19 protein-coding genes are annotated in these 24,067 nt (G+C 73.7%); 12 read left to right on the top strand and 7 right to left on the bottom strand.

Annotated features, from left to right (window positions below):
- Positions 1–12: 12 nt before the first annotated feature.
- The 3 genes from FB467_RS03355 to hisC all read right to left on the bottom strand — a co-directional run bounded on the left by FB467_RS03355 (position 13) and on the right by hisC (position 3,369).
- The gene (locus FB467_RS03355; protein ID WP_211350541.1) at positions 13–993 is read right to left on the bottom strand and encodes an alpha-ketoacid dehydrogenase subunit beta; all 981 of its coding nucleotides are present in this window, start codon (positions 991–993) and stop codon (positions 13–15) included.
- Positions 993–2,183 carry a pyruvate dehydrogenase (acetyl-transferring) E1 component subunit alpha gene (pdhA, locus tag FB467_RS03350; protein WP_425325821.1) on the bottom strand — a complete coding sequence of 397 codons (1,191 nt, stop codon included), beginning with the start codon at positions 2,181–2,183 and terminating at the stop codon, positions 993–995. The genes FB467_RS03355 and pdhA overlap by 1 nt, the downstream gene beginning before the upstream one ends.
- Positions 2,184–2,277: 94 nt before the next feature.
- Positions 2,278–3,369 carry a histidinol-phosphate transaminase gene (gene hisC / locus FB467_RS03345; protein ID WP_141783839.1) on the bottom strand — a complete coding sequence of 364 codons (1,092 nt, stop codon included), beginning with the start codon at positions 3,367–3,369 and terminating at the stop codon, positions 2,278–2,280.
- 60 nt (positions 3,370–3,429) lie between these two features.
- On the opposite strand from hisC, the gene FB467_RS03340 reads away from it, so the two are divergent.
- Both FB467_RS03340 and FB467_RS03335 read left to right on the top strand, forming a co-directional pair.
- Positions 3,430–3,816 (top strand): phage holin family protein, encoded by a 387-nt coding sequence (locus tag FB467_RS03340; protein ID WP_141783838.1) that lies wholly within the window; start codon positions 3,430–3,432, stop codon positions 3,814–3,816.
- A complete protein-coding gene (locus FB467_RS03335) occupies positions 3,813–4,526 on the top strand; it encodes a dienelactone hydrolase family protein (protein WP_141783837.1) in 714 nt (237 codons plus the stop codon). Before FB467_RS03340 ends, FB467_RS03335 begins: the two co-directional genes overlap by 4 nt.
- A gap of 63 nt (positions 4,527–4,589) precedes the next feature.
- Here FB467_RS03335 and FB467_RS03330 read toward each other — a convergent pair whose 3' ends face one another.
- From FB467_RS03330 to paaN, 4 genes are all read right to left on the bottom strand, one after another.
- Positions 4,590–6,401, bottom strand: coding sequence for a substrate-binding domain-containing protein (locus FB467_RS03330; protein WP_141783836.1), 1,812 nt, complete (start codon positions 6,399–6,401; stop codon positions 4,590–4,592).
- A gap of 114 nt (positions 6,402–6,515) precedes the next feature.
- Entirely contained in the window at positions 6,516–7,352 is an 837-nt protein-coding gene (locus FB467_RS03325; protein ID WP_244932725.1) for an NUDIX hydrolase, read from the bottom strand.
- A gap of 3 nt (positions 7,353–7,355) precedes the next feature.
- Positions 7,356–7,778 carry a DUF3817 domain-containing protein gene (locus FB467_RS03320; RefSeq protein WP_141783835.1) on the bottom strand — a complete coding sequence of 141 codons (423 nt, stop codon included), beginning with the start codon at positions 7,776–7,778 and terminating at the stop codon, positions 7,356–7,358.
- A complete protein-coding gene (gene paaN / locus FB467_RS03315; RefSeq protein ID WP_141783834.1) occupies positions 7,775–9,481 on the bottom strand; it encodes a phenylacetic acid degradation protein PaaN in 1,707 nt (568 codons plus the stop codon). The genes FB467_RS03320 and paaN overlap by 4 nt, the downstream gene beginning before the upstream one ends.
- Positions 9,482–9,543: 62 nt before the next feature.
- On the opposite strand from paaN, the gene FB467_RS03310 reads away from it, so the two are divergent.
- The 10 genes from FB467_RS03310 (at position 9,544) to FB467_RS03265 (ending at position 24,016) form a co-directional block, all read left to right on the top strand.
- The gene (locus FB467_RS03310; RefSeq protein ID WP_228393500.1) at positions 9,544–10,752 is read left to right on the top strand and encodes a 3-hydroxyacyl-CoA dehydrogenase NAD-binding domain-containing protein; all 1,209 of its coding nucleotides are present in this window, start codon (positions 9,544–9,546) and stop codon (positions 10,750–10,752) included.
- Positions 10,749–11,189, top strand: a complete 441-nt coding sequence (gene paaI / locus FB467_RS03305) for a hydroxyphenylacetyl-CoA thioesterase PaaI (RefSeq protein WP_211350540.1) — start codon at positions 10,749–10,751, stop codon at positions 11,187–11,189. Before FB467_RS03310 ends, paaI begins: the two co-directional genes overlap by 4 nt.
- Before the next feature lie 36 nt (positions 11,190–11,225).
- Entirely contained in the window at positions 11,226–12,539 is a 1,314-nt protein-coding gene (locus FB467_RS03300; RefSeq protein ID WP_141783832.1) for a phenylacetate--CoA ligase family protein, read from the top strand.
- Between the two features lie 126 nt (positions 12,540–12,665).
- Entirely contained in the window at positions 12,666–16,043 is a 3,378-nt protein-coding gene (locus FB467_RS03295; RefSeq protein ID WP_141783831.1) for an FtsX-like permease family protein, read from the top strand.
- Positions 16,040–18,853: an FtsX-like permease family protein gene (locus FB467_RS03290; RefSeq protein WP_141783830.1), complete on the top strand. Its 2,814-nt coding sequence runs from the start codon at positions 16,040–16,042 to the stop codon at positions 18,851–18,853. Before FB467_RS03295 ends, FB467_RS03290 begins: the two co-directional genes overlap by 4 nt.
- Positions 18,854–18,860: 7 nt before the next feature.
- The gene (locus FB467_RS03285) at positions 18,861–19,928 is read left to right on the top strand and encodes an ABC transporter ATP-binding protein (protein WP_141783829.1); all 1,068 of its coding nucleotides are present in this window, start codon (positions 18,861–18,863) and stop codon (positions 19,926–19,928) included.
- The gene (locus FB467_RS03280) at positions 19,921–20,649 is read left to right on the top strand and encodes an ABC transporter ATP-binding protein (protein WP_141783828.1); all 729 of its coding nucleotides are present in this window, start codon (positions 19,921–19,923) and stop codon (positions 20,647–20,649) included. Before FB467_RS03285 ends, FB467_RS03280 begins: the two co-directional genes overlap by 8 nt.
- Positions 20,649–22,361: an ABC transporter permease gene (locus FB467_RS03275; protein WP_141783827.1), complete on the top strand. Its 1,713-nt coding sequence runs from the start codon at positions 20,649–20,651 to the stop codon at positions 22,359–22,361. Before FB467_RS03280 ends, FB467_RS03275 begins: the two co-directional genes overlap by 1 nt.
- 54 nt (positions 22,362–22,415) lie before the next feature.
- Positions 22,416–23,759, top strand: a complete 1,344-nt coding sequence (locus tag FB467_RS03270; protein ID WP_141783826.1) for an ABC transporter permease family protein — start codon at positions 22,416–22,418, stop codon at positions 23,757–23,759.
- Positions 23,756–24,016, top strand: coding sequence for a hypothetical protein (locus FB467_RS03265; protein ID WP_141783825.1), 261 nt, complete (start codon positions 23,756–23,758; stop codon positions 24,014–24,016). The genes FB467_RS03270 and FB467_RS03265 overlap by 4 nt, the downstream gene beginning before the upstream one ends.
- Positions 24,017–24,067 lie beyond the last annotated feature (51 nt).

Raw genomic sequence — 24,067 nt, 5'->3', positions numbered from 1 at the left:
CGAGGGGCGGGGTCAGTACTGGAGCGAGGTGTCGACGGCGTCCAGGATCCGGTCCAGGTCCGGCAGGAACACCTCTTCGTGGCGGCTCGGCGGGTAGGGGATGTTGTAGCCGCCCACCCGCAGCACCGGTGCCTCCAACTGGTAGAAGCAGGCCTGCTGGACCAGGGCGGCGACCTCGGCACCCATCCCGAGGAAGGTCTGTGCCTCGTGCACCACGACGGCCCGGCCGGTCTTGGTCACCGAGCCGACGATGGTGTCCCGGTCGAGCGGGGACAGCGAGCGCAGGTCGACCACCTCGACCGAGTTGCCCTCCTCGGCGGCCGCGTCGGCGGCCGCCATGCAGGTCTTGAGCATCGGGCCGTAGGTGAGCAGGGTCAGGTCAGTGCCCTCCCGGCGGACGACGGCGTCGTGCAGACCGTGCGGAGCGGTGTCCCCCAGGTCGACCTCGCCGCGCTCGTGGTAGCGGCGCTTGGGCTCGTACAGCACGACCGGGTCGTCGGAGGCGATGGCCTGCTGCATCATCCAGTAGGCGTCCTCGGCCGTGGAGGTGGTGACCACCCGCAGCCCTGCGGTGTGCGCGAAGTAGGCCTCGTTGGACTCGCTGTGGTGCTCCACCGCGCCGATGCCGCCGCCGTAGGGGATGCGGATGACCATCGGCAGGCGCAGGTGCCCCAGCGAGCGGTAGTGCATCTTGGAGACCTGGCTGATGATCTGGTCGAACGCGGGGTAGACGAACCCGTCGAACTGGATCTCCACCACGGGCCGGTACCCGCGCAGCGCCAGGCCGACCGCGGCGCCCATGATGCCGGACTCGGCCAGGGGGGTGTCGACGACGCGGTCCTCGCCGAAGTCCTTCTGCAGGTGCTCGGTGATCCGGAAGACGCCGCCGAGCTTGCCGACGTCCTCACCCATCAGGATGACCTTCGGGTCGGCCTCCATCGCCGCGCGCAGCCCCCCGTTGAGCGCCTTGGCGATCGTCATCTTCTGGCTCATCAGGCCTCCTCAAAGCTGGCGTGGTAGGCCACGAACTCGTCCCGCTCGCGCTCCACGAGCGGGTGCGGGTCGACATACACGTCCTCGAACATGTCCTCGTGCGGCGGGTTCGGCATCTGCTGGCAGGCGGTCCGGATCCGCGCGGCCAGCTCGTCGGCCTCGGCGTCCAGCTCGGTGAACCACTCCTCGTCCGCCAGCCCCTCGGCGACCAGCAGCTTGCGCAACCGGTCGAGCGGGTCCTTGGCCTTCCAGGCGTCGACCTCGGCGGCGATCCGGTACTTCGTCGGGTCGTCGGAGGTGGTGTGCGCACCCATCCGGTAGGTGAACGCCTCGATCAGGGTCGGGCCCTGCCCGGAGCGGGCCCGCTCCAGCGCCTGCCGGGTCACCGCCAGGGTGGCCAGCACGTCGTTGCCGTCGACCCGGACGCCGGGGAAGCCGAAGCCGCGGGCCCGCTGGTAGGGCGGGATCACGAACTGGCGCTCGTTGGGCTCGGAGATCGCCCAGTGGTTGTTCTGCACGAAGAAGACGACCGGGGCGTGCGCCACGGCCGCGAAGACCAGGGCCTCGTTGTAGTCGCCCTGCGCGGTGCCGCCGTCGCCGGTGAACGCCATCACCGCGGTGTCCTTGTCCGGGTCCCCCGACCCCACCGCGCCGTCGCGCTGCACCCCCATCGCGTAACCGGTCGCGTGCAGCATCTGGTTGCCGATCACGATGGTGTAGAGGTGGAAGTTGTTCTCGTTGGAGTCCCACCCGCCGTGGTTCACGCCCCGGAACATGCCGAGCAGGTTGACCGGGTCCACGCCCTTGCACCATGCGACACCGTGCTCGCGGTAGCCGGGGAAGGCGTAGTCCTGCGGGCGCATCGCCCGGCCGGCGCCGACCTGGGCGGCCTCCTGGCCGAGCAGCGAGGGCCACAGCCCCAACTCGCCCTGGCGCTGCAGGGCGTGCCCCTCGGAGTCGACCCGGCGCACCAGCAGGAGGTCGCGGTACAACGACCGGAGCGTGTCGGCGTCGACGTCCTCCAGGTAGGAGGCATACGCGCGGTTCGCCTCGGTCTCTCCCACGCGCCGGCCGTCGGAGTCCAGGAACTGGACCATCTCCGGGCCGCCGTCGGTGATGTCCCGGGCGGGGGGTTCGTGGGTCGCGGGCGCGGTGTCGTCCGGCGCCTGCGCGACGACGTCGTCGCTCACAGGTTCGTACTCCTTCAGTGGGCGGGGCGCACGGGTGCTGCCCGCGCCGGTTGCAGGGTCCCGCCCACGCTACCGCAGCGACGGACGGGTCGCGTCAGCGGCTGCGGAACTTCCCGGCGACCTCGATCAGCCGGTCGCTGGCCTCGGTCTCACCGATCGTGCACCGCACACCGTCGCCGGGGAACGGCCGGACCGTGAGCCCCGCGTCCTGGCAGGTGGCGGCGAAGTCCATGCTGTCCTCCCCGAGCGGCAGCCACACGAAGTTGGCCTGGGTCTGCGGGACCGGCCACCCCTGGTCGAGCAGCGCGGTCCGCACCCGCTCCCGCTCCTCCACCAGCGCCTTGACCCGCACCGCGAGCTCGTCGTAGGCCTCCAGGCTGGCCACGGCGGCGTGCTGCGCCAGGTCCGAGACGCCGAACGGCGTGGCGACCTTGCGCAGCGCGGTCGCGACCTCCTCCCGCGCCACCGCGTAGCCGACCCGCAGTCCGGCCAGGCCGTAGGCCTTGGAGAAGGTGCGCAGCACCGCGACGTTGGGGAACTCCCGGTAGAGCCCGAGCGCGTCCGGGGCCTCGTCGTCGGTGTTGAACTCCAGGTAGGCCTCGTCGATGACGACCAGCACGTCCTCGGGCACCTTGGCCAGGAAGGCCCGCAGCTCGGTCTCGGTGACGATCGGCCCGGTCGGGTTGTTCGGCGTGCAGACCAGGACCAGGCGGGTGCGGTCGGTGATCGCCTCCGCCATCGCGTCCAGGTCGTGCCGGGCGTCCGCGTCCAGCGGCACCTGCACCGACGTCGCGCCGGCCACCGCCACGACGATCGGGTACGCCTCGAAGGAGCGCCAGGCATACACCACCTCGTCCCCGGGCTCGCAGGTGATGCTGATCAGGTAGCTGAGCAACCCGACGCTGCCGGTCCCGGTCGCCAGGTGGCTGGCCGGCACCTCGAGCCGCTCGGCCAGGGCCTGGGTGAGGGCGCTGACCCCCATGTCCGGGTAGCGGTTCATCGATGCCGCGGCGTCGGTCACCACCCGGAGCACCGAGGGCAGCGGCGGGTACGGGTTCTCGTTGGAGGAGATCTTGTATGCGGTCACGCCCTCCCTGGCCTCCGCCGGCTTGCCGGGCTTGTAGGCCGCCACCGCGTCCAGGGCGCTGCGGAGGCGGACGGTGGGTCGGGGCGTCGACTCGGTCATGGCTTCACTGTAGGACGCTGCTCGCAGGTCGGGCACAGGAGGACGTGCCACGATAGGTCCATGTCCTTCCTCATCAGGCTGGTCGTCAACGGCGTCGCCCTGTGGGTCGCCTCCCTGTTGCTCGACGGCATCCACCTCGGCGGAGACGCCGACACCACCACGAAGGTGCTCACCATCGGCGCGGTCGCGTTGATCTTCGGCCTGGTCAACGCGATCATCCGGCCGATCATGATGGTGCTCGCCTTCCCCCTGCTGATCCTGACGCTGGGCCTGTTCACCTTCGTCGTGAACGCCCTCATGCTCTCGCTCACCTCGTGGCTCTCGGACGCGGTCGGGCTCAGCTTCACCGTCGACCGCTTCTTCTGGGACGCGATCCTGGGCGCCCTGATCATCACCCTGGTCTCGATGGTGCTGAGCGTGGTCCTGCCCGACGGGAAGAACCGGTGAGCGCGCCCGCGGCGCACACCGTCGCGACCCGGGACGGCGAGCTGCCCGCGCACCTGTGGCTGCCCGCCGGCGACGGCCCCCGCCCCGGCCTGGTGGTGGTGCAGGAGATCTTCGGGGTCAGCGACTACATCACCGCCCGGTGTGCCGACCTCGCCGACCTGGGGTATGCCGTGCTTGCCCCGGAGCTCTACGGGCGGCTCGAGGACGCCGAGGTCGACGAGTCCGACCCGGACTTCCTGCAGCACGCGATGGCGATCGCCGGGCGACTGGACTGGGACCTGGCCGTGCAGGACACCCTGGCGGCGGCTGCCGACCTGTCCGCCCGGCCCGAGGTCGGGCAGGTGGGCCTGGTCGGCTTCTGCTTCGGTGGCGGGCTGGCCTTCCAGGTCGCTGCCCAGGGCGACCCCGCCGCGCTGGTCAGCTACTACGGCTCGGCGCTGCCCCAGCTCACCGGGATGGCCGCGCAGGTGACCTGCCCGCAGCTGCACCACTTCGGCACCGCCGACACCTTCATCCCGATGGACCAGGTCGAGCAGGTCCGCAGCGCGGTGACCGCCGACGGCACCCGCCCGGACGTGGAGTTCGAGGTGCACGACGGGGCCGGGCACGCCTTCGACAACCCGCACCCGATGTTCCACCACGCCGGGGCCAGTGCCGCGGCGTGGGCACAGACCACCGACTTCCTCGCCCGGGTGCTGCCCACCGCCTGACCGCGGCCGGCGCGTCCGGCATACGGCCGGTCAGTCCCGCGCCGGGGAGGACCGAGGTCTCCGTCAGCGGCCGGCCCGGTGGCTCACCGCGTCCAGGAACACCTCGGTGATGTCGGCCGGGTCCTCCGCGACGTAGGCCCGCCCACCCGTGGCCTCGGCGATCCGCTGCAGCGCCCCGCCGTCGACCGAGGGGCCCATCCCGACGAGCACGACGGTGACGGGCCGCTCGGGGTCGGCGCGGGACTCCAGCTCGGCGATGAGTTCGTCCTCGGACAGCCCGCCGGTGCTGTCGTCGTTGACGCCGTCGGTCAGCAGCACGACCGAGTTCACGTAGGCCGGGTCGTAGGTCTCCTGCATGTGCGCGAAGGCGGCCAGCACCGTGTCGTGCAGCCCCGTGTCCCCGGTCGTGGCGTCCTCGTCGAGCGCCCCGACCGTGTCCAGCAGGACGTCGGCGTGGGTCCGTTGCCCGACCTGCTCCCGCAGCGTCCGGATCGGCACGAGCTCGGCGTAGTCCTCGCCGTCCTCCCCGCGTGCCGTGGAGAACTTCCACGCGCCGACCTGCGACCCGGGTCGCATCAGGCCCATCGCCCGCTCGGCGGCCGCCGCGGCGATCCCGATCCGGGTGGTGTCGCCGACCTCCTCGTCCATCGAGCCGGAGACGTCGAGCACCGCCAGCATCCGCTGTTCCCGGGTGAGGGAGGACCAGCGGGCGGTGGCGTCCGCGACCTGGGCCGCGTCCGGCTGGGCGGCCAGGTCGGGGGCCTGCTCCGGGATGCCGGCGACGCCCGGTCCAGCGCCGTCCTCGCCGGGGCGCAACCCGGCCCCGGCCAGGGCCGCGGCGCCGTCCTCGGAGAGCAGCGCCTCGGACAGCATGTCGGCGGCCACGTCCGCCTCGCCGCCCGGCATCGTCACGACGGGGTAGCTCAGCGTGCCCAGCCCGCCCTCCGGGACGACCGCGGCCAGGGCGTCGTCGCCGGCGACGGTCTGCTCGCTGCTGGGGAAGACCACGGCCTCCCCGTCCTGGGCCGCCGCCAGCAGTTCGTCGGCGGGGGTGAGCTGGCGCCCCAGGTTGATCAGCACTGCGGCGGCCCGCTGCTGCCCCGCCGCGTCGTCACCGAAGGCGGCCTGCGCGGTGAGCAGGGTCAGCAGGCTCGCCGCGTCCTGCTGCGGGTCGCTCGCCCGCAGCGGCGCCCCCGCCCCCAGCAACTCGGCCCAGCCAGCACCGCTCTCCAGCCCGGTCTCCGCGATGGTGTCGGCCGGACCGACCAGCGCGATCGGGCTGGTCGCCACGACCGGACCCGGGGTCAGCGGCGCCCCCTGGGCCGCAGCCAGTTCGACCCACAGCGTGGAGTCGGGCACCCAGATGTCGGGGGCGGCGCCGACCGCGTCGTCGTCGGCGGCGCCGTCGTCCGTGGCCCCGTCCTCCGTCGCACCGTCGCCCGTCGCACCCTCGTCCGTCTCGCCCTGGCCGGCGAGGGTGGCCAGGACCGCGGCAGCGGGCACCGCGGTCACCTCGTAGTCGGTGCACCCCTCGCCCAGCCCCTCAGCCACCTGCTCGATGACCGGCGCGATCTGCGGGGCAGCGGCCACCCCCACGACCTGCGGCTCGGCGCAGTCGGTCGCCCCCGTTTCCAACGCCGCATCCATGTCGTCGCGGTCGTCGCCGTCCTGCCCCTGGGCACCGGTGGCACCGCCGCTGGTCGTGGCGCTGGTCTCGTCCTGCGTCCCCCGGCCCGCCTCGGGTGCCCCCTCGTCCCCGTCGCCGGTGAGCAGCGCGTAGCCGCCGAAGACGAGGGCGACCAGCACGACGAAGGCCCCCACGACCGCCAGGACGCGGGTGCGGGACCACTCTGTTTCGGCTCGATGTCTAGGCACGGCCGATCAGCGTACCTGCCCGGTCCTTACCCTGTCTTGACTCCGCGGAAAGGTGGGGCCCGGCGCGTGGGGAAACTTTTCGGGCCTCTGGGCCCCACAAGTTTCCACGCCGTGTCACTCGCCGCCCGGTGGGGTCCCGTCTTCCAGGTAGAGCGGGCCTGCGGCGGGGTCGGCGGCCAGGATCCGGGTCAGGTGGCGCTCGACATACGGCGCCACGTGGTCGCCCAGCTCCTCGGGGCGGCACCAGTGCACCGCCCGCAGCTCCGAGCGCTCGAGGACCACCCGGTCCACGAGGTCCGGGTGCACGCCGAGGTCGAAGACGAGCAGCACCGCGTCCTCCCACTGCCGGTAGGGCGGCAGCCAGTTCACCGCGAGCAGCCGGCCGGGGGCCAGCGAGACGGACAGCTCCTCGCCGACCTCGCGGGCGACCGTGTGGGCGGGCGACTCGCGCGGGTCCACCACCCCGCCGGGCAGGTCCCACTCCCGCTTGTAGACCAGCTCGCAGAGCAGCACGGACCCGGCGCCGTCGCGGATCACCCCCTGCCCGATCACCCGCTTGGTGGGCAGCGTGGCGTTGAGCATCGAGATGAACCCCTCGCGGGTGCCGGGCGGTGCGTCGTCGGCGAGGCGGGCCAACCGCACCACGTCCACCGGCCGGCCGTCGGCACCGGTGCCGCGGCCCCGCGCCGTCCCCTCGGGGCGCATCCCGGCGCGGTGCAGGGTGCGCCGGACGTCGCGGTCCGCCACCGGCACCTCGACCTCGACCCGGCGGGTGCCCGCGGAGAAGGCGGCCTCGAGCACCGCGGACACCACGTCGCGCGCGGCCCGGTCGGCCCAGAAGCGTGCGGCCTCCGCAGACGAGCCGCTGCAGGTCCCGTCCCAGGTGAGCACGCCGAGGCCGTCCTCGGTCGGCACGACCCGCAGCTGCAGCGGCGCGGTCCCCTCCGGCACGCCTCAGCCGTCCCGGACCCGGTCGCCGGGGACCCGGTCGGCAGGCACGCCCGGTGTCGCCGCGGCCGGCTCGGCCGGCTCGGCCGGTTCGTCGCCCTCGTCCGAGGCGAGCAGCCCGCGCCGCAGTGCCCAGACCTCGAACGCCCACGTGGCGAAGGGCGGGATCGCCGCGGCCAGCCCGAGCAGGGTGGCCTTCCAGTTCCACCCGAAGATGCTGGCGGTGCCGAAGGTGACCACCACGTAGATCAGGAAGATCGTCCCGTGGATCGGCCCGAAGACCTGCACCCCCACCTCGGAGGTCTCGGCGATCCACTTGAAGTACATCCCGACCAGCAGGAGCGCCCACGAGATCGCCTCGGCCACCGCGACGACGCGGAAGATCCGGCGGGCGAACGGCTTGAACCGCAGCACCTGGGTCAGGTTCATGCCACGTGCCTGCGGCTGGTGATCACCCGGAACCGGTTGGCCACGAACGCGGCGTCGGTGTAGGCGGCGTTCGCGGCCGGGTTCGCCCCGGTGCCGTGGAAGTCGCTGAAGGCGGCCGTCTGGTTGACGAAGATCGGCCCGGTGAGGTTCTCCGACAGGGCCACCCCGGCCCGTGCCGCGGCCTCCCGCGCCTGCTGCAGCACCTCCTCGGAGGTGGAGTAGACGGAGGCGGTCATCGCCCCGTGCTCCCGGACGGTGCGCGCGAACGTCTCCAGCGAGGCGGCGGTGTCCTCGGTGCGGATGACGAACGCCACCGGGCCGAAGCACTCCTGGGTGTATGCCGTGTCGTTGGCGGCGTCGACGCTGATCAGGGCGGGGACCCGCACCACAGCGTCGGGGAAGGTCGGGTGGGTGATCGGGCGGGCGTCCAGCACCACCTGGCCCCCGAGACGTTCCGCGAGCGCCGGCACGTCGGTGGCGCGGCCGCGCACGTCGTCGTTGACGGTGGCGCCCAGGATCTCCACGGCCCGGGTGTCGTCGGCGTTGAACTTCTCGATCGCGCCGGCGATCTTCTCGGCGACCTCCTCGAAGGTCAGGTCGCCCTGGTCGGTGCTGATGCCGGCCGCGGGGACGTAGACGTTCTGCGGGGCGGTGCACATCTGGCCCGAGTAGAGGGAGAACGAGAACGCCAGGTTGCCCAGCGTCCCCTTGAGGTCGTCGGTGGAGTCCAGGACGACGGTGTTCAGCCCCGCCTTCTCGGTGTAGACCAGCTTGCCGGCGGCCGCCCCCTCCTTCTCCAACCAACCGCCGAAGCCGGGCCCGCCGGTGTAGTCGATGATCGCGACCTCCGGACGCAGCGCCAGGGTCTTGGCCAGGCCGTCGCCGTCGTCCTCGGCGGCCAGCTGCACCAGGGCGCGGTCGAAGCCGGCCTCCTCCAGCACGTCCCGGGCGATGGCCACGGTGATCGCCAGCGGTAGCACGGCGCGGGGGTGCGGCTTGACCACGACCGGGTTGCCGGTGGCCAGCGAGGCGAAGATGCCCGGGTAGGCGTTCCAGGTCGGGAAGGTGTTGCAGCCGATCACCAGCCCGATGCCGCGCGGGACCACCTGGTAGTCCTTCTGCATCCGGATCGGGTCGCCCTTGGTCGGCTTCTCCCAGAGCACCGAGGACGGCACCCGCTGCTGCTCCACGAGCGCGGCGACCACGGCCTCCAGCGCCCGGTCCTGGGCGTGCGGGCCGCCGGCCTGGAAGGACATCACGAACGGCTGGCCGCTGGTGTGCATCACGGCGTGCGCCATCTCGTGCGACCGCGCGTTGATCCGCTCGATGATCTCGACGCAGACGGCAGCGCGCACCTCGGCTCCGGCGTCGCGCCAGGCGGGGATCGCGTCGGTCGCCGCGGCCACCGCCGCGTCCACGTCCAGCTGCGGGTAGCGGACCCCGAGCTCGGGGCCGTAGGGCGAGACCTCGCTGCCGACGGTCTCCCCCGTCCCCGGCTGGTCCGCGAGCGCGGAGAAGTCGGCGTTGCGGGCCTTCTCGAAGGCCCGCTGCCCGTCTTCGGCGGCGGTCTCCCCGTAGACCCGCGGCGACGGGGACTCGGGGTAGCGGCTGTAGTACTCGCGGGTCGCCAGGGCGGCGGTGGCCGCCTCCAGGACCTCGCGGTGGGCGTCGAGGAGCAGGTGCGTGGGGGCTGTCTGGGTCACCCCGCCAGCCTAACGCCGCGCTCGCGGCCGCCCACCAGCCCGGCAGTGGCACCATGTGGGACATGTCGTCCCCATCGCTGAGCGCACTGCAGGAGTCCCCCGTCGCCGTGGTCGGCGCGGGGGCCATGGGGGCCGGGATCGCCCAGGTCGCCGCCCAGGCCGGGCACGTGGTGCACCTGGTCGACGCGGCCCCGGGAGCGGCGGCCGCGGCCCGGGAGAAGCTCTCGGCGACGCTCGAACGGCTCGTGACCAAGGGCAAGGTCACCGGTGACGACGCGGCCGGCACCCTGGGCCGCGTCGTGGTGCCCGGGGGCGACACCCTCGACCTGGCGGCGCTGCCCGAGGTCGGCCTCGTGGTCGAGGCGGTCGTGGAGCGGCTGGACGTGAAGCGGTCGATCTTCGCCACCCTGGCCGAGCACCAGCCCCCCTCGACGGTGCTGGCCAGCAACACCTCCAGCCTCGACGTCACCGCGATCGCGGAGGGCCTGCCGGGCGAGGGGCGGGTCCTCGGGCTGCACTTCTTCAACCCGCCCCCGCTGATGAAGCTCGTCGAGGTGGTCCGCGGTGAGCGCAGCGACCCCGCCGTCCTGGAGGTGGCCGCCGAGCTGGTCCGCGGCTGGGGCAAGACGCCCGTGCAGTGCACCTCCACCCCCGGCTTCATCGTCAACCGGGTGGCCCGCCCGTTCTACGGCGAGGCCCAGCGGCTGGTGGAGGACGGCACCGCCGACCCCGCCACCATCGACCTGGCGCTGCGGGAGCACGCCGGCTTCCGGATGGGACCGATGGAGCTCACCGACCTGATCGGGCAGGACGTCAACCTCGCGGTCGGCACCAGCGTGTGGGAACAGACCGACCGCGACCCCCGCTACGCCCCCACCGCGCTGCAGCAGGACCTGGTGGCCGCCGGCCGCCTCGGGCGCAAGTCCGGGCACGGGGTCTTCCGGTATGACGAGTCCGGGCGACCCGTGGACGCCACCCCGGACGCGGGGCTGGCCGCCCGGCTGGTGGGCGGCCCGGTCGTGTCCGACCCCGTCGCGCGGACCCTGGCCATGCTCGTCAACGAGGCGGTCGACCTGGTCCACCGGGGCGAGGCGACGGCGGAGGACGTCGACACCGCGATGCGACTCGGCACCAACTACCCGAAGGGTCCCCACGAGTGGCTGGCGGCGCTGGGCGCCCCGACCGTGGTAGGACAGTTGCGGGAACTGGACGCCGCCTTCCCCGGCGGGCGGTACCGGACCAGCCCGGCACTGGAGGAGATGACCCGATGAGCGATGCCGACCTGACCCACGTGCGGACCATGTGGGCGGACGACAAGGCCTCGGCCCACCTGGGCATCGAGTGCCTCGAGGTCGGGCTGGAGGACTCACCCCGCGGGCCGCTCGGCCACGCCCGGACCCGGATGCCGGTCACCGACACCATGGTGAACGGGCACGACATCTGCCACGGCGGCTACATCTTCACCCTCGCCGACTCCACCTTCGCGCTGGCCTGCAACGCCGGGGGCGCCCTCACCGTGGCGGCCGGCGCGGACGTCACCTTCGTCACCTCGGCCCGGCACGGGGACGTGCTGCTCGCCGAGGCCCGGGAACGGACGACATACGGCCGCAGCGGGGTGACCGACGTGACGGTGACCCGCGAGTCCGACGGTGCCGTCGTCGCCGAGTTCCGCGGGCGCTCCCGCTCGATCAAGCCACCCACCCGCTGAGCCACGCGACACCCCAGCCGCCCGAGGAGGACAACGATGTCACTGCCCGAGATCACCCCCGCCCCCGATCTCTTCGACGAGGCGGAGAACTGGTCGGTGGACCAGTTGCGCAGCGAGCAGCTCTCCCGGTTGCAGGACGGGGTGCGGCGCGCCTACCGCGTCGAGCACTACCGGCGGCAGATGGACGAGCGAGGGGTACATCCCGACGACATCAAGGACCTGGCGGACGTGCGGCTGCTGCCGTTCACCACCAAGGCCGACCTCCGGGAGAACTACCCGTTCGGGATGTTCGCGGTGCCCCGCGAGGAGTGCGTGCGGGTCCACGCCTCGTCCGGGACAACGGGGCGGCCGACCGTCGTCGGCTACACCAAGGGCGACATCGAGGTGTGGGCCGGTCTCGTGGCCCGTTCGCTGCGCGCCTCGGGCGTGCGCCCGGGCGACCTGGTGCAGGTGTCCTACGGCTACGGGCTGTTCACCGGCGGGCTGGGCGCGCACTACGGAGCGGAGCGGCTCGGCTGCACCGTGATCCCGATGAGCGGCGGCCAGACCGAGAAGCAGATCCAGCTGATCACCGACTTCGGCCCGCGGGCGATCATGGTGACCCCGTCCTACTTCCTGGCGCTGCTGGACCACCTGGAGGCGACCGGACGGCCCGCCGACTCCACGTCGCTGGAGATCGGGGTGTTCGGTGCCGAGCCGTGGACCGAGGCGATGCGCCAGGAGATCCAGGAACGGGCCGGCATGCACGCCTGCGACATCTTCGGGCTCTCCGAGATGATGGGCCCCGGGGTGGCGCAGGAGTGCGTGGAGACCAAGGACGGGCTGCACCTGTGGGAGGACCATTTCCTGCCCGAGATCATCGACCCGGTCACCGAAGAACCGGTCCCGGACGGCGAGGTCGGTGAGTTGGTGCTCACCGCGATGACCCGGGAGGCGATGCCCGTGCTGCGCTACCGGACCCGCGACCTCACCGCGCTGCTGCCCGGCACCGCCCGCCCCGCGTTCCGCCGGATGGCCAAGGTCACCGGGCGCTCGGACGACCTGATGATCGTGCGCGGCGTCAACGTCTTCCCCACCCAGATCGAGGAGCTGGTGCTGGAGCTTCCGGGGTTGACCCCGCACTTCCAGTGCGTGCTGACCCGGCCCGGCCGGATGGACGAGCTGACCGTGAACGTCGAGGGCTCGCCCTCCCTGGGGCAGGAGGAACGCGACCGGCTGTCGCGGGAGCTGGCGCACCGGATCAAGTCGCGGATCGGCACCACCGCCCAGGTCGTCGTCCTCGGCGAGGGCGGCATCGAACGCTCCGTCGGCAAGGCCCGCCGGATCGTGGACCAGCGCGACCTGCGCTGATCCGGCCCATCACGGGTGGGTCACGAATGGGTGGGAACCATTGTGGGGGCCAGTGACTCCTGCATAGCGTCAAGGACTGGGCGTCGGTAGGGGGCGCCCGGCACACACCGCCCCGAGGGAGAAGGCATGGGTTCGCTGGCGCTCGTCCTCCGTCGCGCCCGCGCAGGCCTCGGCCTCCTCTCCACCATCCTGCTGCTCGCGGCAGCCACGACCGCGATCATCGCCGGCACGCTGGGCTACAGCGCCGCCGCCGCGACCGTGGCCGCCCGCCAGGCGCTCACCGACGCCGTCCCCACGGAGGCCGGCATCCGGGTGCAGACCCGGGTCGCCGACGACCCGGCCGCGCAGGACGCGGCCGCCCGCCGGATCATCGACGAGGCGTTCGCCGGGACCGACGTCCGGATCCAGTACACGACCGTCTCCGAGCCGCGGACCGTGGCCGACCACGAGGGCCGGGTGATCGCCGTGGCCAGCAGCTCGCTACTGGCGGACGACCCCGAGTTCGCCGAGCGGGTCACCGTCGTGGAGGGCGCCTGGCCGGAGGCCGCGACCCAGGACGGGACCGTCCCCGGCGCCCTGCACGCCGGCGCCGCGGAGCGGTGGGGGGTCACCGTCGGGGACACCCTGACCGTGGGTGAGGCGAAGGTCACGGTGACCGCGCTGTGGCGGGCCGTGGACCCCCAGGCCGCCTTCTGGTTCGGCGACCCGCTGGTCGCCACGGGGGGCGAGGACTCCACGGTCGGCCCCCTGGTGGTCGACCCGGGCGCGATCACCGCCCTGGGCGGCGCGCCGTTCGCCCGCTGGACCGTCCAGCCGGACCCCGACGACATCCAGCCCTCCGACATGCCGACGCTCGCCGCCGCGGCCTCCAAGCTGCAGAACGCGATGAAGACCGACGAGGTCGACGTCCGCGGCGTCACCGTCGAGGGCGACCTCGCCCCGACCGCCGCGACCGCCGCGCGCAACCTGGCCACCGCCCAGGCACTCAACGTGGTCCCGGTGATCCTGCTCCTGCTGGTCAGCGTGATCGCCATCGTGCAGATCGCCCGGCTCCAGTCCCAGTCCCGCTCCGGCGAGATCGAGCTGCTGATCGCCCGGGGGGCCTCCCGGCGCCAGGTCCTCCGGTGGACCCTCGTCGAGGCGCTGGGCACCACCGTGGTCGCCACCGCCCTCGGGACCGCCGCGGCGCTGCTGGTCATGCGCTCCGTGCCGGCCGGCGACCAACAGACCGACACCGTCGTGCGGGTGGGCATCCTCACCGGCATCTCGGTGCTGCTCGCGCTGGCGCTGGTCGCGCTCCTGCAGGTGCGCACGCTCGCCGCCCGCACCGCCACCGACCGGTCCGGACGCACCCGCACCGTCGCCGCGCTCGGCACGCTGCTGTTCACCCTCGGCGCGGCCGCGCTGTCCTGGTGGCAGCTGCGCCGCTACGGCTCCCCCCTGGTCACCGCCGACGACGGGAGCCTGACCACCGACCTGGTCGCCGGCGCCGCCCCCGCGCTGCTGCTGGCCGCGGTCGCGGTGATCGCGATGGCCCTGCTCGGCCCGATCGGGCGCATCGCCGAGTCCCTCACCCGGCCGGCCCGTGGGCTGGGGGCACACCTCGCCTCCGCCCAGGTATCCCGCCGCCTCGTGGTGTATGCCGTCCCGGTCGTCCTCACCGTCCTCGCCGTCGGGACCACGACCGTGTCCGCCATGTATGCGGCCACCTCCGCCCACCTGCGCACCCAGCTGACCGAGCTCGCCGAGGGGGCGGACGTGCGGGCCTCGCTGGCCAGCGGGCCCGAAGACCGGGGCGCGGCCTTCCGCACCCCGGCGTCCGCCCTCCCGAGCATCCAGGAGGCGCCCGGGGTGACCGCCGCCCTGCCCGTGTGGCAGGCCCGCACCCGGCTCGCGGTCGGCACACCGGAGAGCCAGGTCCTGGCGATGCCGGTCGACCGGATGGGCGGGGTCGCCCACGACCCCGAGGGGATCGACACCGCCGCCCTGGGTACCGCGCTCCAACCGGCCGACGCCTTCGCCGACTGGGGCGCCCTGGAACTGCCGGAGGGCGCCTCCGAGATCACCCTCGACGTCGCCGTGGAGACCTCCCTGGAGGGCGACCTGGAGGAGGAGTTCGAGGAGGCGCTGCGGCTGTGGCGGGAGGCCAACGAGGCACCCTTCGCCTCGGCACCGCCGGAGGACGTCGACGAGATCCTCGAGGAGGCCCTGGCCAACTACGCCTTCTGGATCGACGCGACGCCCGACGCCGGCCTGACCGCCTGGGTCCAGGACGTCGACAGCGGCACCGTCGTCCCGCTGACGCTGGAGCCGGTCCGCTACGGGTTCGACATCCAGCGGGACGGCGTCGAGATCACCAGCCACCCCGAGGAGACCCGGGGCAGCACCACGCTGACCCTGCCCGGCGCCGGGACGCAGCGGCTGCTCGGCCTGACCGTGGAGACCGAGGAGTTCGGCACCACCTACCTGATGGACTTCCGGATCACCGGGATCACCTCCGACCTCGACCCCGACACCAACCTGCTGGCCGGGGCGCCGGAGCTCGGCTGGGGGGACCCGCAACTGCCGGTCGAGCAGGACCGCGACGCGGGCACGCTCGGCTTCCGCGGCGAGGTGGGGCAGAGCTTCTCCTTCCGCGGCGACGTCAGCCGGCGCCCCATCCTGATGTTCCCGTCCGAGCCCACGGAGGGGACCGTCGAGGGCGTCGACGGCGGGTCCGGTCGCACACTCGTCACACCCGACCCGGTGCCGATCGCGGTGACCGAGTCGCTGGCGAGCGCGAGCAACCTGGAGGTCGGCTCACGGCTGACCCTGAACGCCTTCGGCGTGCCCTCCGACGCCGAGGTCGCCCTCGTGGTGCCGGCCGTGCCCGGCACCACCGCGCCGGACGCCGTGCTGGTCGACAGCCGGACCCTCGCCCAGAGCGCCATGCCGGCGCAACAGGCGATGCCCCAGCCCGACCAGGTGTGGATCACCAGCGACGACCCGGAGCGCACCGTCGAGGCCGTCGGCGCCGACCCGTCCTTCGCCAGCGTGACGGGCCCGGGGACGGTGAGCGTCACCGACGCCGCGTCCGCCGTCCGACTGGTCTTCTGGGTCGCCTCCACCGGCGCGGTGCTGCTGGCCTTCACCGGGATCGCCGCGGTGACCGCCGCGCTGCTCGCCGCCCGCCGCGCCGAGGTGGCGGTCCTGCGCGCCCTGGGCATGACGCCCGGGGGGCAGGCCCGCTCCCGCGGCGCAGAACTGTTCGGGGTGGTCGGCGTCGCCGGCCTGCTCGGCCTCGCGGCCGGCTGGCTGGTCGGCGCCATGGTCATCCCCGACCTGGCCCGCAGCACCACCGTCGCCGGGCAGGCCGTGCTCCCGGCGGCCCTCCGGCTCGAGGCGGCGCCGTGGGCCACCCTCCTGGGCCTGCTCCTCGTCGCCATCCTCGGGCTGGTGGGCGCGCTCGCCTGGCAGGTCCGCCGCCACGCCCTCGACAACGAATACCGGGAGGAGATCCGGTGACCCAGCCAGCCAGGCACCGCTCCGGCGGGCGGCTTCCCGGAGCCGCCGGCCTCGGCCTGCGCCAGTTCACCGCCGACCCGTGGGTCTCGCTGTCCCTGGCCCTGATGGTCGTGGTGGTCGTCTTCGGGGCCACGCTGTGGCCCCGGTTCGTCCTGCAGATGAACAGCGACCAGGTGCCGCACGAGGTCAACGACCTGTCCGCGACCCGACAGGACATGATCGCCCACTCCTCCACCACGGTGACGCCCCTGCCGGGGATGCCGGAGACGGTCGAGGGCGCCTGGGGCCCGCTGGAGGACCACCTCGCCCGCGTCCGTGACGAACAGCCGGAGCCGCTGCGCTCGATGTTGCGGCCGGCGCAGTTCCTGGTCAACGTGGACCAGGCCACGCCCACCGGTCCTCCCGGCGAGGACAGCGACATCGCCACGGTCAACTTCCAGCAGCGGGTCGATCCCTTCCTGCGGGACCACGTCGAGCTGGTGGAGGGCGACTGGCCGGCCTTCGTGGTCGACACGACCTCCTACGTCGGCGTCGACGACCAGGGGGGCGTGGTCATCTCGGAGGTCGAGGAGGTGACCACCGCGGACCCGACCCCGGTACTCCTGCTGGACGAGGCCGCCGAACGTCTGGGCTGGGAGGTCGGCGAGACGTTCGGCACGTGGGTGCTCAGCGGCACCTACCGCCCGGTGCATCCCGAGGACGGCCGGTGGGAACACCATACGAACGGCGCCTCCATGGGGGTCATGTACGACGGCAACCTGGGGAACCTGGCCTTCGCCACGCTCTACCTCAACCCCGCCAACCCGGGATCGATCGGTGGGCCTGCCGTCGCCAGCTTCGAGTACTGGTACCCCATCGACGCCGCTGCGGTGGCCGGCGACCAGGTGGACCTGGTGACCAGCCAGCTCCTGGGGATGGCCTCCAGCGACGTCACCCTGCAGGAGGAGGACAGCACGACAGGGGCCTCCGCGGTGCGGGCCCGGTTCTCCTCGGAGGTGGTCGGCACCTTCCAGGAACTGTCCGCCCAGCAGCGGGCGACGGCCTCGATGCTCGCGGTCGTCGCCGCCGGCCCGATCGGGGTCACCCTGGCGGTGTTCGCACTGGCCGCCCGGCTCATCGTGACCCGGCGCAGGTACGCCCTGAGCCTGGTCAGCGCCCGAGGGGGTTCCCCGCGCCAGGTCCGGGGGCTGCTGGCAGTGGAGGGCGTCCTGCTGGGGATACCCGCGGCGTCCGCCGGCTACCTGCTGGCCGGCCTGGTCCGCCCGGTCTCCACCGGTTGGTCCGAGCTCGTCCTCGCGGCCCTCGCCGGCCTGGTCCCCGCGGCCGCGCTCGCGCTGTCCGCCCGGGAGAGCTCGCTACGGGAGACCCGCAGCGACCTCGGGCGCAGGTCCTCCAGCAGGCTGCGCTGGATCGTCGAGACCATCGTGGTGGCCCTGGCCGCCATCGCCGTCTGGCGGCTCATGGACCGCGGCCTGACCAGTATCGACCTCCCGGCCGAGGCCACGTCCACCCCGGGCGCGGTCGCCACCCCGGTGGACACCGGGGTGGACCTGTTGATGGCGGCCACCCCGGTCCTGCTGGCGCTGGCGGCCTGCGTGCTGACCCTGCGGCTGTACCCGGTGCCGGTGCTGGCCCTGTCCTCGGTCTTCCGGCGGCGCACCGACCTGATCCCGTTCCTCGGCTCGGCGCGTTCGGTGCGCGACCCCGCCGGCGGGCTGATCCCGGCCCTCGCGGTGATCCTCGGGGTCGGCGTGGCCGTCTTCTCCACGCTGATGTCCTCCACCATCGAGCACGGTGCGGAGTCCGCCGCGTGGAACCAGACCGGCGCCCAGATCCGGATGTCGGGCCCCCAGTTCGACGCGGACCTGATGGAGCGGATCGGCGACGTCGACGGGGTGCGGGCGGTCAGCGGGATCCGGCAGGCCGGCCGCTCGGCCGACCTCTCCGGCGACGTCTCACAGACCGGCGTGAGCATCTACGTGGTCGACTCCAACCTGCCCGACGTGCAGGCCGGGGCGCCGGACCTGACCGAGCTGCCCCCGGCACTGTTCGAGGGGGGCGGGGCCACGCCCATCCTCACCGGCGGGGCCGTCGAGGGTGACAGCGGCTCGGGGTCGCTGACCAACCTCGGCGCCGTCCACATCGTGGGTCACGTCGACGAACTCCCCGGGATGCGGACCGACCGGGCCTTCGTGGTGGTCGACCGCACCCTGTGGGAGCAGGCCGGCGCGCGGACCACCCCCGCCACGGTGGCCCTGGTCGACGTGACCGACCCCGACCAGCGGGAGCAGGTCGCGACGGCCATCGGCGAGGAGATCAGCAACGCGCTGGTCGAGACCCCGCTGGCCACCCTGGACGCCTTCCGGTCCGCCCCGGTCACCTCCGGGCTCGGCTACCTGTTCACCGCCGCCGTGGTGATTACGACGGCATTGACCGTGCTGGCGATCCTGGTCGTCCAGCTGATGGGCGCCCCTGCGAGGGCCAAGCTGCTGGCGGTGCTGCGCACCCTGGGCCTGCGTCCCGGGCAGGGGCGGTCGCTGACCGCCTGGGAGCTCGGGCCGTTGCTGGCGATGGCGTTCGCGGTCGGCGCCGTGCTGGGCGTGGCCATCCCCTGGCTGCTGCTCAAGGCGATCGACCTGACCGGGATGACCGGCGGTCAGCAACAACCCACCCTGCACCTCGACTGGGCCCAGCTCGGGCTCGTCGTCGGGGCCATCCTGGTCGCGGTCCTGTTGGCCGTGGCCGTGTCCGCGGCGGCGGCCAGCCGCACCAACCTGGCCCAGCAACTCCGCGTCGGCGAGGAAAGGTAACGCCACCATGTCCCTACCCACGAGGCCCACACCCACGAGCACCGATCCCGGTGCCGCTGCCGAGGCCCGTTCCGGACCCGAGCGGGACCACGGGGGGCCCGACATCCTGTGCGAGGACCTGGTCCGGATCTACTCCACGGACGGGGTCGAGGTCCAGGCCCTGCAGGGGTTGAACCTGCGGGTGGACCCGGGTGATGTCGTGGCGCTCGTCGGCGCCTCCGGATCCGGCAAGTCGACCCTGCTCAACATCCTCTCCGGGCTGGACAAGCCGACCGGCGGGCGGGCCCTCGTCTCCGGCGTCGACCTGTTGTCGATGACCCGCCAGCAGCGGATCTCCTACCAGCGGCACGTCGTGGGCTTCGTCTGGCAGCAGACCTCCCGGAACCTGCTGCCCTACCTGACCGCCGCGGAGAACATCGCCCTGCCCCTCGTGATCAGCAACCGCAAGCACCGGCAGGACCGGGTGGACGAGCTGCTCGAGGTGCTCGACATCGCGGACTGCCGGGACCGCCGTCCGACCCAGATGTCGGGCGGGCAGCAGCAGCGCACCGCCATCGCGGTGGCCCTGTCCAACGACCCGTCGGTGCTGCTGGCGGACGAGCCGACCGGCGAGCTGGACGACGCGATGTCCGCCGAGGTGCTCGAGGCGATGCGGGACGCCTCCACCCGGCTCGGGGTCACCGTGCTGATCGTGACCCACGACCCGACCATCGCCGACCACGTGCAGCGCACCGTGCAGATCCGCGACGGGCGCACCTCGACCGAGGTGCTCCGGCATACCGAGGTCGACGAACACGGCCGGGAGCACCTGGTGGCCCGGGAGTTCACCGTCATCGACCGCGCCGGGCGGATGCAGCTGCCCAGCGGCTACGTCAACCAGCTCGACCTGCGCGACCGGGTCCGGTTGGAGCTGGAGTCCGACCACGTCGGGGTGTGGCCCGACGAGCACAGCCTGGCCCGCCGGGGCGAGACCGACGGTGACGGGGACGGTCGGCCGGCGAACGACATACCCCCACCCGGGGATGCCCACCCCGGGGACACGCACCCACCCGAGGAGGGGAGCCAGCATGGCTGAGGACACGACCTACCTGCTGCGCGGAGAGGGCCTGCACCGGACCTTCGGGCACGGGGCCGCCGAGGTCCACGCCCTGGTCGGCGTCGACGTGGAGGTCCACCCCGGCGAGCTGACCGTGGTGCGCGGACCGTCCGGGTCGGGCAAGACCACCCTGCTCAACATCCTGGGCGGGCTGGACCGGCCCACGCAGGGGCGGGTGCTCCTCGGGGACGGTCGGGTGCTGTCCGAGCTCAAGGAGGCCGAGGTGCTGGCCGTCCGCCGGCAGATGGTGGGCTACATCTTCCAGTCCTTCGGCCTGGTGCCGGTGCTGTCGGCCGCGGAGAACGTCGAGGTGCCGCTGCGGCTGCTGAACACCCCCACCAAGGACCGTGCGCGACGCGTCGAGCAGGTACTGGACATGGTCGGGCTGGCCAAGCACGGACGGCAAAGGCCGTACGAGCTCTCCGGCGGGCAGCAGCAGCGCGTCGGCATCGCCCGCGCCCTGGTCGCCGAGCCGGACATCCTGATCGCCGACGAGCCGACCGGGCAGCTGGACTCGGACACGGCCGCGACCGTGATGGACCTGCTGGCCCGGCTCACCCACGAGCAGGGCATCGCGGCGCTGGTCTCCACGCACGACCCGCTGCTGATGAAGCGCGCCGACCGGCTGGTCGAGCTGCACGACGGCCGGCTGCTGAACGGTGGCGCCGCCCCGGAGGAGGCGATCGAGCCAGCCCGCTGATGGGTGTCCTCCGTCTGCTCCTGCGACGAGCCCGGGCCGGGCTCGGGCTGCTGGCCACCCTGTTGCTGCTCACCGCGGGGACGACCGCGGTGGTCGCCGGCACGGTCGGGTATGCCCGGGCCGGCGCGATCGAGGCCGGCCGGGAGGCGCTCTCCGCCAGCAGCGAGCCCGCGGAGTCCGCCGTCAGCGCGACGACCCGGCAGGGCGCGGACCCGGCGACCCAGGAGGCGGTGGCGCGCGCCGCGATCGCCGGGGCGTTCTCGCCGGCCCCGGTGGAGGTGGTCGCCAGCGAGCTCTCCGAGCCGCGCCAGGTCGCCGGCCGGGCCGAACGCCTGGTCGCGCTCTCCTCCCCGTCGCTGTTGCCCGGGGACCCCTCGTTCCGCGACCGGGTGGGCCTTGTCGCCGGACGGTGGCCCGAGGCGTCCGCTGACGGCCCGGTCGAGGGGGCGCTGCCCCCCGCGTTCGCCGACGGCCTGGGGGTCGGGGTCGGCGACGTCCTCACCGTCGGCGACGCCGAGGTCACCGTGGTGGCCACCTGGCAGCCGGTCGACCCCGACGACCCCATCTGGCTCGGCGACCCGCCCGTCGCGGCAGCTGCCCCGGGGGGCGATGGGGCACCGGTGGACGACGCCGCCGCCAGCGCCGGGGAACGGGACGGGACGGGCCTGCTGATCGTCCCCCCGGGCGAGGGCGGGGCGGCCGGCCCGGTGCCGTCCTTCGGGGGCGACCCCTACCTGCGGTGGACGGTGCTGCCGGACACCGAGCGGATGCTGCCCGAGCACCTGGCCGTGTTGGCCGGTGGCGCCACCGACCTGCGGGCCTCGATGGACGATCCCGACCTGGTGGTCCGCGGGCTCGTCGTCGACGGGGACCTCGCCCCGACCGCGGCCCGCGCCGCGGAGGACCTGGCCGCCGCCCGCGCCCTGTCCGTCGTCCCCATCACCGTGTTGCTGCTGGTCAGCATCATCGCGGTCGTCCAGATCACCCGGGTCCAGGCAGCGACCAGGGCGGCCGAGGCCGAGCTGTTGATGGCTCGCGGCGCGGCCCGGCGGCAGGTGCTCTGGTGGACGCTGCTGGAGGCCGGCGGCACCGGCCTGGCCGGCACCGTGCTCGGCGTCGGCCTGGCCGTCGGCGCGCTGCAGACCGTCCCGTCCGGTCCCAGCCAGACCGGGACGGTGCTGCTGGTCGGCACCGCGGCGGGTGCGGCCGTGCTCGTCTCGCTGGTGGCGGTCAACGCGCTGCAGGTGCGTGCCCTCGACGCGGGCCGGACGGGCGACCGGTCGGGGCGGGGCCGGGAGGCGGTGCCGGTCGCCGCGCTGGTCTTCGTCGTCGGCGCCGGCCTGCTCGCCCTGTGGCAGCTGCACCTCTACGAGTCCCCTCTCATCACGACCGGCACGGGCGAGGTCGGTGTGGACCTGCTCGCCAGCGCGGCACCTGCCCTGTTGCTCGCCTCCGCCGCCGCCCTCACCGCCGCCGGCCTCGGGCCGTTCGCCCGGTCCCTGGAGCGGCTCACCGCACCCTGCACCGGCGCGGTCGCCCACCTCGCCGCGACGCAGGTGGCGCGCCGCCTGGTCGTCTACGCAGCCCCGCTCGCCCTCGTCGTGCTGGCCAGCGGGACGACCACCATCGCCAGCCTCTACGCGAGCACGGCCGGCGGGCTGCGGGACGACCTCGCGACCCTGGGCACCGGGGCGGACCTCCGCGCCCCCTAACAGGGACCGGCCCGGGACCTCGCCGGGCTGCCGGCCGAGCCCTCCGTCGGGTCGGTGGAGGGTGTCACCGGTGCGGAGCCGGTCTGGCGGACGACCAGTCGGATCGGCAGCACCGAGCTGGAGCTCGTCGCGGCCCCCGCCGACGAACTGGGGTCGGGGGTCCGGGTCCCCGACGGACTGCTTGACCCCCGGCATACGGCCGAGCTGCTGCACACCGGGGACCCGACCGTCGCGGACATCCCCGTCCCGGCCGCGGCCGACACCCTCGTCCTGGACGTCGAGCTCACCGCCGACCTCGCGCCCGAGCACCGCCAGCGCTTGGAGCGCGACCTGGACGCCGTCCCCGGGCAGGTGGCCGAGGCCGCACCGGACCTGGCCGGGCAGGACCTGGCGGACGAGGTCGCCGCGCGACGGCAGGGACTGCTCGCCGGGTTCACCGAGACGGACCAGACGGTGGTCCTGGAGCTGTATGCCGTGGAGCGGGACAGCGGGCGGCTCGCCCACCTGGCCACCGAGCCCCTGTCCGTGCTCCCAGGGATCAGCGTCACCGACGGCGCCGTCTCCAGCACTCCCTCGCACGTGACGGAGGAACTCCGGATCGAGATCCCGCCCGGCGACCTGGCGACCATCTCCTCCCTGCACCTGCTCGCGCCGCGGGGCGGTGGCTACCGGGCGGACCTCGTGCTGCACGGAGTGACCACGGGGGACGGCACCGACCTGCTGCAGACCGCCGAGAAGCTCACCTGGGAGGCCAACGAGAGCGGCCCGCTGGTCGTGCACGACCCGGTGGCCGGTGAGCTGCGCGTGCTCGGGGTGACGGGGCAGTATCCCGAGCCCGGCGCCACCGGGCGGCGGGAGGTGCAGATCGGCCCGACCCGCTCCGGGCAGGAGCCCCCGGTGCCGGTCCTGCTGAGCCGCGAGCTGGCCCGGACCACGAGCCTGGACGTGGGGTCGCAGGTGACCCTGTCCGCCTGGGGCAACGCCGTCGACGGGGAGGTGGTGCTGGTCGCCGACGGCGCGCCCGGGTCGCTGCAGCCCGTCGCGGCCCTCGTCGACCGGGGCACCCTGCAGGCCGCGCTCCACCCCCGCCACCGGGAGCTGCCAGCACCGACCGAGTACTGGATCGGGAGCGACGACCCCGTCATCAGCGCCGGGGCCCTGCGGCAGGTGCCGGACCTCGGGCCGGTGAGCGTGCGGTCCGACGTCGCCGTCACCGACGCGGCGGCAGCGGCCCGCGGGATGATGTGGATGGCCGCGGGCGGGGCCCTGCTGCTGGCCTTCACCGGCACGGCGGCCGTGGCGGTCGCGCTGGTCCGGCTGCGGCGCTCCGACGTGATGGTCTTCCGCGCCCTGGGGATGGCGCCGGCCGCGGTGGCCCGGTCCCGGCCCTCGAGGTGACCGGCGTCGTCCTCACCGCGGCGCTGGTCGGCATCGCGTCCGGCTGGCTCGTCGGCTATCTGGTGATCCCGGAGATGGCCAGGTCCACCATCCCGGACGGGGTCGCCCAACTCCCCGCCCGACTGGGGCTGGAGTGGCCGCTGTGGCTGGCCTCGCTGGGGGGATTCGGCGCCGCCACGGCCGGCCTCCTGGTCCACCAGGGACGCCGGATCAGGGCGCAGGCGAGGGACAGCGAGTACCGCGAGGAGGTGCGGTGACTGGTAGGTTCCCGGGCCCGTTTTGTGGCTCGCCACCTGCGGATACGACAT

Origin of the sequence: Ornithinicoccus hortensis, from assembly GCF_006716185.1 — a bacterium.
GTDB classification, from domain to species: domain Bacteria; phylum Actinomycetota; class Actinomycetes; order Actinomycetales; family Dermatophilaceae; genus Ornithinicoccus; species Ornithinicoccus hortensis.
Note: the sequence above shows the minus strand (reverse complement) of the source record. Positions and strands in the feature narration are given on the sequence as shown.